The sequence below is a fragment of the Candidatus Aquiluna sp. UB-MaderosW2red genome, assembly GCF_900100865.1.
GTDB lineage: Bacteria > Actinomycetota > Actinomycetes > Actinomycetales > Microbacteriaceae > Aquiluna.
Map to the genome: position 1 here is coordinate 1,305,007 of NZ_LT627734.1, position 11,676 is coordinate 1,316,682.

The window sequence follows — 11,676 nt, forward strand, 5'->3', positions numbered from 1 at the left end:
CAATCTGAGCCTGCGGCTCTAAGTCCTCAATAACTTCCAATTCCTGCAGAATCGGGTTTAAGTTCATAAATAATTCCTAACTAAAAAGAGCCGGCTCGACGTCTAATGCATAAATCGGCGTACCGCAGGTCCAGATTAGCTCGCTTGCGGCCCTTAAGGCGTCTAACGATGCAGGGTCGCCTCGAGAAACCAAAACCTTGCCCGCCAAAAGCTCAACCTCTGTTTTATTAACCCGAATTCCGTACTTGGTCTTTTTTGACTTTGGGTAATCAAGAAGCAATTCGCTCAAGTCCCCAAGAATAAACTTTGGTCTATCCTCAATATTGGCCCCAAGCAGCTCTTTGCGAGTTGCTATTCCTGTCATAACGCAAGCCGAGTCGATTCCAAAGTTATTTGCCCCCCTGATATCGGTATCGAGACGATCTCCAACAAATAGCGGATTCGAGATTTCCAACTCGTCGATTGCGGATCGGAATATTGGAGCGAATGGCTTTCCTGCCACGTCAGGAAGTATTCCAACAGCGGTATGAACGGCAGAGACAAGAGTCCCATTTCCGGGCGCTATGCCGTCTTCTCTTGGAATGGTCCAGTCTTGATTGGTGGCAATCCAGATTGCACCATTTTGAATTGCGTAGCTCGCCTGGGCAAGATCATCCCAAGAAACATCGTGGTTAAATCCCTGGATCACTGCCTTTGGTAGTTGCTTATGTGAATCTACAATCTCAAAACCAGCCTCCAACACGGCAACCCTCAGGCCTTCCCCTCCCACGACCAAGACTTTTTCACCAACATTTATTCGCTCAAGGAGCATCTTCGCTCCAGCCCGAGCGGAACCAATCAGACTTGATGAAGTTGCCGGTAATCCAAAACCAGCTAATTGCTCAGCCATGGATTCTTGGGTTCGCGACGCATTATTAGTAACATATCCGACCTGCAATCCCCTTGCATGCACGGCGAGGATACTCGAGACTGCGTTTTTTACTGGCTCATTACCTAAATAGACAACTCCATCAAGATCCAATAACAGAGAATCGTAACCACTAATCAGCTGAACCATTTGGCCTCCTAGGCTTTGAATCACCTCGGTCGAATCGCTTACGCTCTACCGGCCTCGAATCGCTGGGCCTGGCAGGTTTTTGATCTGAAGATCGGGCGGGCCTAGCGTCACCATCGCGCCTCGGACGGTCATCCTTTGGACGATCGCCGGCTGGCCTGGAGGGCCTGCCGGAGTCACTGCCCGGTCTGGAGTAACTTCCTTCGCGGCGTGGCCTATCCTCATAACTTCTTGCTGGCCGATCGCCACGATCTGACTCGGGCCTTGGCCTTGAAGGGCGTGAATCAGAATCACGATTTGGGCGATCGCCGGCTGGCCTGGAGGGCCTGCCGGAGTCACTGCCCGGTCTGGAATAACCTCCTTCGCGGCGTGGCCTATCCTCATAACTTCTTGCTGGCCGATCGCCACGATCTGACTCGGGCCTTGGCCTTGACGGGCGAGAATCAGAATCACGATTTGGGCGATCGCCGGCTGGCCTGGAGGGCCTGCCGGAGTCACTGCCCGGTCTGGAATAACCTCCTTCGCGGCGTGGTCTATCCTCATAACTTCTTGCTGGCCGATCGCCACGATCTGACTCGGGCCTTGGCCTTGACGGGCGAGAATCAGAATCACGGTTTGGGCGATCGCCGGCTGGCCTGGAGGGCCTGCCGGAGTCACTTCCCGGTCTGGAATAACCCCCCTCACGGCGTGGTCTATCCTCATAACTTCTTGCTGGCCGATCGCCACGATCTGACTCGGGCCTTGGCCTTGATGGCCGAGAATCAGAATCACGGTTTGGGCGATCCTCAAAACTGCGACGAGGTCGCTCATCGCGATCGCCGGCTGGCCTGGAGGGCCTGCCGGAGTCACTTCCCGGTCTGGAATAACCTCCCTCACGGCGTGGTCTATCCTCATAACTTCTTGCTGGCCGATCTCCACGATCTGACTCGGGCCTTGGCCTTGATGGCCGAGAATCAGAATCACGGTTTGGGCGATCCTCAAAACTGCGACGAGGTCGCTCATCGCGATCGCCGGCTGGCCTGGAGGGCCTGCCGGAGTCACTTCCCGGTCTGGAGTAACCTCCCTCGCGGCGTGGTCTATCCTCATAACTTCTTGCTGGCCGATCGCCACGATCTGACTCGGGCCTTGGCCTTGACGGGCGTGAATCAGCATCACGGTTTGGGCGATCGCCGGCTGGCCTGGAGGGCCTGCCGGAGTCACTGCCCGGTCTGGAGTAACTTCCTTCGCGGCGTGGTCTGTCGTCACGATCGCCCTCGCGGCGTGGCTTATATTCTTTTTTCTCTGGTTTCATGGTCGCGTCGAATTCCTCGCTGGTTGGGATGCTGATCTCCTCGAAAACGTCAAAGAGCTCGCCATCCTGAGTTGCTATTGCGGTCTCTGCTCTTTCAGCCAGAGCATCCCACTCGTCGCCATCGCGCCCCAATTCCCGGAGGCATTCGGCGTAGGCGCGAAAAAGGGCAGGGGATTGTTCGTGGACGCGCTTTGGAGACAGCTCAGGGATCTCAAGCTCCTGAAGCGCCAACTTTGCTTCGCCCATGTCGAGCCTGGCTCCAGAAAGCGCGATAGCAAGATTAATCCGAATTCCGACCGGCAAAGAAGTTCGGTCAACACCAACTACTGCTTCCAATGCTCGCTTCGGGCGTTCCATCCCACGCTCAGAATCTACAATCAGCGGTAGCTGCTCATTGGAGGCAGAAAGTCTTCGATGAGTAAGGAGCTCTCGCAGAGCCAAGGAGAAATCACCAATTGCGTATGCCGTGAGACCAAGGGTTTCATGAGCAATCGCCAAACGGCCAGCTCTCCTAGACGCAGCTAATGCATGCTTATGGGCCAACTGGGGATCATCGTCGATCAAAAGAGACACCATCGCGAGGTGCCGGGCAGTCATCTCAGCATTTTCGGCGGTTAAAGTCTTAAGTTGCACCCGAGCCCCGATGTCCAGATCCTCTGGGGTGATCGCGCTAGGAATCAGGGGGGACTTTTCGTCGGTGCGAACGCGCTCTACGCGCTTTTGCCACTCCGGACGCTCCGATTCATTGCGCTCGCCTCGACCCGAAGGACCCTCAGGCCTTTCATTCGGCCGTTTGCCTCTGCCGCGTTCTTCCATTATTTAACTCCTTGAGCAATTTTTGGCTTAAATAGAAAAGGCCACCCCAAAAGGAGTGGCCATTTCTAAAGTAAGTCCGGCGGTGTCCTACTCTCCCACAAGGTCCCCCTTGCAGTACCATCGGCGCTGAGAGTCTTAGCTTCCGGGTTCGGAATGTGACCGGGCGTTTCCCTCTCGCTATGGCCGCCGAAACACTATTGAAGCACGTGAATCGATTAAGCATAAGCTTAGTATTCGGTTCTCGAACGTACTTCGAGAACCACACAGTGGACGCAAGCAAAAGTTTTGAAGTTGTATCAAGTTATCGGGCTATTAGTACGGGTCAGCTCCATGCCTTTCGACACTTCCACATCCCGCCTATCAACGCAGTAATCTAGCTGCGGCCCTCTCGACCTAAGTCATGGAAATCTCATCTTGAAACAGGCTTCCCGCTTAGATGCTTTCAGCGGTTATCCCTCCCAAACGTAGCTAATCAGCGGTGCACTTGGCAGTACAACTGACACACCAGAGGTTTGTCCAACCCGGTCCTCTCGTACTAGGGTCAGGTTTTCTCAAATTTCCTGCGCGCGCAGAGGATAGAGACCGAACTGTCTCACGACGTTCTGAACCCAGCTCGCGTGCCGCTTTAATGGGCGAACAGCCCAACCCTTGGGACCTACTACAGCCCCAGGATGCGACGAGCCGACATCGAGGTGCCAAACCATGCCGTCGATATGGACTCTTGGGCAAGATCAGCCTGTTATCCCCGAGGTACCTTTTATCCGTTGAGCGACAGCGCTTCCACAAGCCACTGCCGGATCACTAGTCCCGACTTTCGTCCCTGCTCGACTTGTCAGTCTCACAGTCAAGCTCCCTTGTGCACTTACACTCGACACCTGATTACCAACCAGGCTGAGGGAACCTTTGGGCGCCTCCGTTACTTTTTAGGAGGCAACCGCCCCAGTTAAACTACCCACCAGGCACTGTCCCAGAACCGGATTACGGTTCGTGGTTAGATATCCAGGGTGACAAAAGTGGTATTTCAACAATGACTCCACCTGAACTAGCGTTCAAGCTTCACAGTCTCCCACCTATCCTACATAAGCCACACCGAACACCAATACCAAGCTATAGTAAAGGTCACGGGGTCTTTTCGTCCTTCTGCGCGTAATGAGCATCTTCACTCATAGTGCAATTTCGCCGAGTTCGCGGTTGAGACAGCTGAGAAGTCGTTACTCCATTCGTGCAGGTCGGAACTTACCCGACAAGGAATTTCGCTACCTTAGGATGGTTATAGTTACCACCGCCGTTTACTGGGGCTTAAATTCCTAGCTTTGCATTACTGCTAACCAGTCCTCTTAACCTTCCAGCACCGGGCAGGAGTCAGTCCGTATACATCGTTTTGCAACTTCGCACGGACCTGTGTTTTTGATAAACAGTCGCTACTCACTGGTCTCTGCGGCCATACAGCGCTTCTGGAGTAAATCCATACACGCCTCAGGCCCCCCTTCTCCCGAAGTTACGGGGGCATTTTGCCGAGTTCCTTAACCGCGATTCTCTCGATCTCCTTAGTATTCTCTACCTGACTACCTGAGTCGGTTTGGGGTACGGGCAGCTTGAACCTCACGTCGATGCTTTTCTTGGCAGCATAGGATCACCCACTTCGTCCTTGCGGACTCATCATCAGATCTCAGGCTTAATGAGAGACGGATTTGCCTATCTCTCGCCCTACGTCCTTAAACGGGGACAACCATCGCCCCGCGGAGGCTACCTTCCTGCGTCACACCTGTTAATACGCTAACCGCACCAGCATAGGGTCGTAGGCTCCGCTATCCAGATCAACCCGAAGGTCTCAACAGATAGTTTCAGCTACTTAGCATTACTGGATTAGTTTGGGCGGTTCTTCGCCGGTACGGGAATATCAACCCGTTGTCCATCGACTACGCCTGTCGGCCTCGCCTTAGGTCCCGACTTACCCAGGGCGGATTAGCCTGGCCCTGGAACCCTTAGTCTTCCGGAGTGCGGGTTTCTCACCCGCATTTCGCTACTCATTCCTGAATTCTCACTCGTGTGGCGTCCACGGCTGGGTCACCCCGCCGCTTCACTCGCCACACGACGCTCTCCTACCCATCTATACGCCTGGACCTTACGGCCTAGCAATGTATAAATGCCACAACTTCGGTGACTTGCTTGAGCCCCGTTATATTGTCGGCGCGGAATCACTTGACCAGTGAGCTGTTACGCACTCTTTAAATGGTGGCTGCTTCTAAGCCAACATCCTGGTTGTCTCTGCAACTCCACATCCTTTCCCACTTAGCAAGCGCTTTGGGACCTTAGTTGGTGGTCTGGGCTGTTTCCCTTTCGACTACGAAGCTTATCCCCCGCAGTCTCACTGCCATGCTCTAACTCTCTGGCATTCGGAGTTTGGCTGACGTCAGTAACCTTGTAGGGCCCATCGGTCATCCAGTAGCTCTACCTCCAGAGAGAAACACATGACGCTGCACCTAAATGCATTTCGGAGAGAACCAGCTATCACGAGGTTTGATTGGCCTTTCACCCCTACCCACAGCTCATCCCCTCCATTTTCAACTGAAGTGGGTTCGGTCCTCCACGAAGTCTTACCTTCGCTTCAACCTGGCCATGGGTAGATCACCTCGCTTCGGGTCTAGAACCTGCGACTAAAGCGCCCTATTCAGACTCGCTTTCGCTACGCCTCCCCCTCGCGGGTTAAGCTTGCCACAGATCACTAACTCTCAGGATCATTCTTCAAAAGGCACGCCGTCACCAGAACAAGCTGGCTCCGACGGATTGTAAGCACACGGTTTCAGGTACTATTTCACTCCGCTCCCGCGGTACTTTTCACCTTTCCCTCACGGTACTTGTCCGCTATCGGTCAATAGGTAGTATTTAGGCTTACGAGGTGGTCCTCGCTGATTCACACAGAATTTCACGGGTTCCGTGCTACTTGGGATACTTCTCGAGCTGCATTCACATTTCGACTACGGGGTTCGCACCCTCTATGACTGGCCGTTCAAGACCATTCGTCTATATGAATAACATACTCTTGAAGGTCGGCAGACCTTCTGAAAAGTCCCGCAACCCCAAACATGCAACTCCTGCCGGATATCACACATGCTTGGTTTAGCCTCTTCCGCGTTCGCTCGCCACTACTTACGGAATCACTGTTGTTTTCTCTTCCTGTGGGTACTGAGATGTTTCACTTCCCCACGTTCCCTCTACCCGTCCTATACATTCAGACGGGAGTAACCAGATCGAGTCTGGCTGGGTTTCCCCATTCGGAAATCCTCGGATCAAAGTCTGATTATCGACTCCCCGAGGCTTATCGCAGATTTCTACGTCCTTCTTCGGCTCCTATTGCCAAGGCATCCACCGTGTGCTCTTTAAAACTTGATACACAAAGAGATCTTCCATAAATAAATTTATGTAAAATCGTTGGTCTGAATAAATTCAGACCATAAAGATGCTCGCGTCCACTATGTAGTTCTCAAAGTACGTGCGGTTCCGCATTCAATCATTTCTGATCTCAATACGAACCGGGTCAATGAAGTCCTAAAACTCCAAATGGCCCCTGGGTTATCGTTTCCGATCCCCAAGGACCCAACAGCGTGCAAACAAATTCATCCATCATCAACGTTCCAACCAATAAAGGCGTACTAGCCGAGTAATTTTTTTATCTATCCAATGCGATGTTCCACCCATGAGCTAACCGATTACATAACATTTGCATGTAAGCGGCTCTCTATGAAGAACCGAAGTTCTTCGAGATGCTCCTTAGAAAGGAGGTGATCCAGCCGCACCTTCCGGTACGGCTACCTTGTTACGACTTAGTCCCAATCACCAATCCCACCTTCGACGGCTCCCTCCATAAATGGTTAGGCCACCGGCTTCGGGTGTTACCGACTTTCGTGACTTGACGGGCGGTGTGTACAAGGCCCGGGAACGTATTCACCGTAGCGTTGCTGATCTACGATTACTAGCGACTCCGACTTCATGAGGTCGAGTTGCAGACCTCAATCCGAACTGAGACCGGCTTTTTGGGATTCGCTCCACCTTACGGTATTGCAGCCCTCTGTACCGGCCATTGTAGCATGCGTGAAGCCCAAGACATAAGGGGCATGATGATTTGACGTCATCCCCACCTTCCTCCGAGTTGACCCCGGCAGTATCCCATGAGTTCCCACCATTACGTGCTGGCAACATAGGACGAGGGTTGCGCTCGTTGCGGGACTTAACCCAACATCTCACGACACGAGCTGACGACAACCATGCACCACCTGTATACAGACCTTGCGGGGAACGTATTTCTACGCTTTTCCTGTATATGTCAAGCCTTGGTAAGGTTCTTCGCGTTGCATCGAATTAATCCGCATGCTCCGCCGCTTGTGCGGGCCCCCGTCAATTCCTTTGAGTTTTAGCCTTGCGGCCGTACTCCCCAGGCGGGGTGCTTAATGTGTTAACTTCGTCACGGACCACGTGGAATGTGGCCCACAGCTAGCACCCACCGTTTACGGCGTGGACTACCAGGGTATCTAATCCTGTTTGCTCCCCACGCTTTCGCTCCTCAGCGTCAGTTACAGCCCAGAGATGTGCCTTCGCCATTGGTGTTCCTCCTGATATCTGCGCATTCCACCGCTACACCAGGAATTCCCATCTCCCCTACTGCACTCTAGCCTGCCCGTACCCACTGCAATTTCGAGGTTGAGCCTCGAAATTTCACAGCAGACGTGACAAACCGCCTACGAGCTCTTTACGCCCAATAATTCCGGACAACGCTTGCACCCTACGTATTACCGCGGCTGCTGGCACGTAGTTAGCCGGTGCTTTTTCTGCAGGTACCGTCACTTTCGCTTCTTCCCTGCTAAAAGAGGTTTACAACCCGAAGGCCTTCATCCCTCACGCGGCGTTGCTGCATCAGACTTGCGTCCATTGTGCAATATTCCCCACTGCTGCCTCCCGTAGGAGTCTGGGCCGTGTCTCAGTCCCAGTGTGGCCGGTCACCCTCTCAGGCCGGCTACCCGTCGTCGCCTTGGTGAGCCATTACCTCACCAACTAGCTGATAGGCCGCGAGCTCATCCTTGACCGAAATTCTTTCTTCCCCAGTGGATGCCCACCGAGGAAAGTATCCGGTATTAGCTACAGTTTCCCGCAGTTATCCCAGAGTCAAGGGCAGATTGCTCACGTGTTACTCACCCGTTCGCCACTAATCCGCCGGAGCAAGCTCCAGCTTCATCGTTCGACTTGCATGTGTTAAGCACGCCGCCAGCGTTCGTCCTGAGCCAGGATCAAACTCTCCGTAAAAAATTGTTTCACTGATAAATCAGCAAAGCATTTACGAACGCCTCGGAAATGAGGCGATCAATTTGATTTGGCTTTCGAACTGTCTACTGACAATTCTGTTTTGTATCTTTATCCAAAAAGGATCTCTGCCAGAACAAGTTCTGACCGAGGTTTTTGGCATCGACATTGTGCACGCTGTTGAGTTCTCAAAGATCGGATGCACCTGATTTCATCTTTCGAATCAGCCTCAGGGCAACTTCACAAGCCTACCGATTTCCAGCTCTTTGTCAACTCCTGGTAACCCAGAAATCTTCATCAAAATTTTGATCGGAAGACCTAAATCCTAGACACTAAAAACGTCGACCACAAGGGCCATTTTAGATCTTGGAAGTGTTGCACTTGAACCGGCAATCTCAATGGATTCTGCCTAGCTTTGGTCAACTCGGTAGAGCTTAGTCACGATTTAGTCACGCTGTCAAATCAAACCCGAGATTGTTCAATAAATCTTTCGGAACCCGCTATTTCACTAGGAAAAGTGCCGCTAAATTCTTTTTGCCACGCCCTAGGACTGCCATAGAATCGTGCAGAAAATCCGTCATCTGATCATCCACGGACTCAACTTTGATTTTATTGAATGTAACCGCCCCCTGTTCGATTGCTCGCCTGGCCGCCGAGTTCGATTCAGAAAGCCCCGTTTTCACCAATGCCTCGATAACGGAAGTGCCGTTCTGAACCTCAATACCAGGCAACGCATTCAGAGCGTTTCTGAGAGTTTTTTCATCCAGCGCCCGAATTTCACCTGAGCCAAATAATGCGGAAGAGGCTGTTTCAGCCATCAACGCCTCTTGTTTGGAGTGCACAAGCTCAACAACCTCAAGTGCCAGCCTTTTTTGTGCTTCGCGCCTGAAGGGCTCGTCCAAGACCTTCTGGGCGTAGTCCTGAATCTCTAGGCGGGTAAGGAAAGTGAAAACCTTAAGTCTGTCGATCACATCGGAATCGTCTGTGTTCAACCAAAACTGATACATCGCATAGGCGCTGGTAAGCGATTCATCAAGCCATATGGCATTCCCCTCGCTTTTGCCGAACTTCTTTCCATCGGAATTGGTTATCAAGGGCGTGGCAATCAAGTGCACACTTTTACCCTCAACCTTGTGAACCAGATCTGATCCCGAAGTAAGGTTGCCCCACTGATCGCTTCCGCCAGTTTGCATCGAGCAGTTATAACGCCTATTCAGCTCCAGAAAATCTAGGCCTTGCAAAATTTGGTAACTAAACTCCGTGTAACTAATGCCAGCATCCGAATTAAGGCGGGCGCTAACCGAGTCTTTAGCAAGCATTTTTCCGACCCGATAGTGCTTCCCGATCTCTCTCAAAAAATCGATTGCGCTGTATTGACTAGTCCAATCGAGGTTGTTGACCATCTTGGCCGCGAATGGTCCCTCAAAATCGAGGAACCTAGCATTTTGGGCAGCCAAACGCTCCACCCAATCCGCGACCGTCTCCCTGGTATTCAAGGTGCGCTCCGCATTCGGCTTTGGATCCCCGATTAGGCCAGTAGCTCCACCCACCAAGGCAAGCGGAAAGTGGCCGGCCAATTGAATCCGACGCATCGTCAGTAACTGCACCAAGTTCCCAAGGTGCAAAGAGGGCGCGGTTGGGTCAAAGCCGCAGTAATAAGTCATTGGCCCGACGCTGAGCGCAGCTCTAAGCTCTTTTTCGTCAGTGGATAGTGCAATTAGCCCCCGCCACAAGAGCTCATCAATAATGTGTTCGAAACTCGAATCATTCCGTTGAGCCCTAAGAGTTTCTAAGGTTGCCACTTAGCCCTGCTTTCTCGGTGCCAATTTGCGCAACGCCAATAGTTGCTCCAAAACCTGAGGTAACGCAGTCCCGCCGGCTCCGTCTCTTGACCTAATAGCGCTTGTAACGCTCATTACCTCGCGCACCTCTGGCCTTAGGTGTTTAGAAATTTTTTGCAATTCCGAGTCACTCACCTGATGCAGCTCGCAATTTTGTGCTTCGCAAAGTTTGACCAGATTGCCCGTTATCTCGTGAGCATCCCGAAAGGCGACTCCCTGCTTTACTAGCCACTCCGCCACATCGGTGGCCAAAGAAAACCCCCTTGGAGCTAGCTCTTCGAGCCTCTCACGATCAAATTTCAAGCTTGCCACCATGCCGGTGAAGGCCGGAAAGACAAGCAGCAAAGTATCCACCGAGTCAAATAAGGGCTCCTTGTCCTCTTGCAAGTCACGGTTATAGCTCAGCGGCAATCCCTTGAGGGTGGCTAAAAGACCGCTGAGGTTACCAATCAGCCTTCCAGACTTGCCCCTGGCAAGCTCAGCAATATCTGGATTTTTCTTCTGTGGCATGATCGAAGACCCGGTGGAAAAAGAGTCATCTAATTTGACATAACCAAACTCGTAGGTTGACCAAGCAATGATCTCTTCGGAAAATCTCGAAAGATCGATGCCAATCATCGCGCAGATGAAGACAAATTCGGCAACCAGATCCCTGGCCGAAGTGGCATCCATGCTGTTCTCAGTCGGAGCATCGAACCCGAGCTCCTGGGCAACCAGGTTCGGGTCTAAGCCCAGTGTGTTTCCCGCCAGCGCGCCTGCGCCGTAGGGGGATTTCTTGGCACGCTTTCGCCAATCCTCAATCCGCTGCAAGTTTCTTACTTGAGGCCAGGCGTGTGCCAACAGGTGATGAGATAGCAACACCGGCTGAGCATGCTGGAAGTGGGTGCGACCCGGCATTGCAACCCCAACATGATCCTCGGCCTGATCGCAAAGTGCGCCCAAATATTCGGTTAGCTCAATTTGCAACAGATCCGCAGCCTCTAGCATAAAGCTGCGCACAAGCGTTGCGATTTGGTCGTTTCTTGAACGACCAGCCCTAACCTTGCCAGCAACATCTGCCCCCGCAATTTCAATCAGACCGCGCTCCAGGGCTGCGTGAACATCTTCTTCTTCCGGCTTTGGCCTGAAGGAACCCGAGCGAACCCGCTTATCAAGCTCAATGATGGCTTTTTCTAGAATTGCTAGCTCATCAGCATCAAGGTAGCCTGCCGCACTCAGCGCCTTGATGTGGGCGCTGGTTCCCAAAAGGTCGTAGCTTGCTAAGCGCCAATCGAAGTGGGTGGATTTACTCAGTGCCGCCAGCGCATCTGCAGGCCCGGAGGCAAACCTTCCACCCCAGAGTGCATCATTACTTTGAGCCATTTATAAACCAACCAATC

General features: G+C 52.5%; 4 protein-coding genes and 3 rRNA genes. All 7 read right to left on the bottom strand.

What is annotated here, in order from left to right; all coding sequences use genetic code 11:
* Window positions 1–76 precede the first annotated feature (76 nt).
* On the bottom strand, window positions 77–1,057 hold the full coding sequence (locus BLP47_RS06670) for an HAD-IIA family hydrolase (RefSeq protein WP_091851852.1): 981 nt from the start codon (window positions 1,055–1,057) through the stop codon (window positions 77–79).
* A gap of 45 nt (window positions 1,058–1,102) precedes the next feature.
* A complete protein-coding gene (locus tag BLP47_RS06675) occupies window positions 1,103–2,299 on the bottom strand; it encodes a hypothetical protein (RefSeq protein WP_157671560.1) in 1,197 nt (398 codons plus the stop codon).
* Window positions 2,300–3,235: 936 nt separating this feature from the next.
* Window positions 3,236–3,352 (bottom strand): 5S ribosomal RNA (rrf, locus tag BLP47_RS06680).
* A 101-nt stretch (window positions 3,353–3,453) separates the two neighbouring features.
* A 23S ribosomal RNA gene (locus tag BLP47_RS06685) occupies window positions 3,454–6,554 on the bottom strand.
* Between the two features lie 382 nt (window positions 6,555–6,936).
* Window positions 6,937–8,459: ribosomal RNA gene (locus BLP47_RS06690) — 16S ribosomal RNA — on the bottom strand.
* The 16S, 23S and 5S rRNA genes sit together here, the layout of an rRNA operon.
* A gap of 497 nt (window positions 8,460–8,956) precedes the next feature.
* Window positions 8,957–10,258, bottom strand: coding sequence for a tyrosine--tRNA ligase (gene tyrS, locus BLP47_RS06695; protein WP_091851859.1), 1,302 nt, complete (start codon window positions 10,256–10,258; stop codon window positions 8,957–8,959).
* Window positions 10,259–11,659 (bottom strand): argininosuccinate lyase, encoded by a 1,401-nt coding sequence (gene argH / locus BLP47_RS06700; RefSeq protein ID WP_091851861.1) that lies wholly within the window; start codon window positions 11,657–11,659, stop codon window positions 10,259–10,261.
* Between the last annotated feature and the right edge of the window lie 17 nt (window positions 11,660–11,676).

Coding starts and splice junctions, on each gene's coding strand:
- BLP47_RS06670 (WP_091851852.1), bottom strand. CDS start 1,057: ATGGTTCAGCTGATTAGTGGTTACGATTCTCTGTTATTGGATCTTGAT.
- argH (WP_091851861.1), bottom strand. CDS start 11,659: ATGGCTCAAAGTAATGATGCACTCTGGGGTGGAAGGTTTGCCTCCGGG.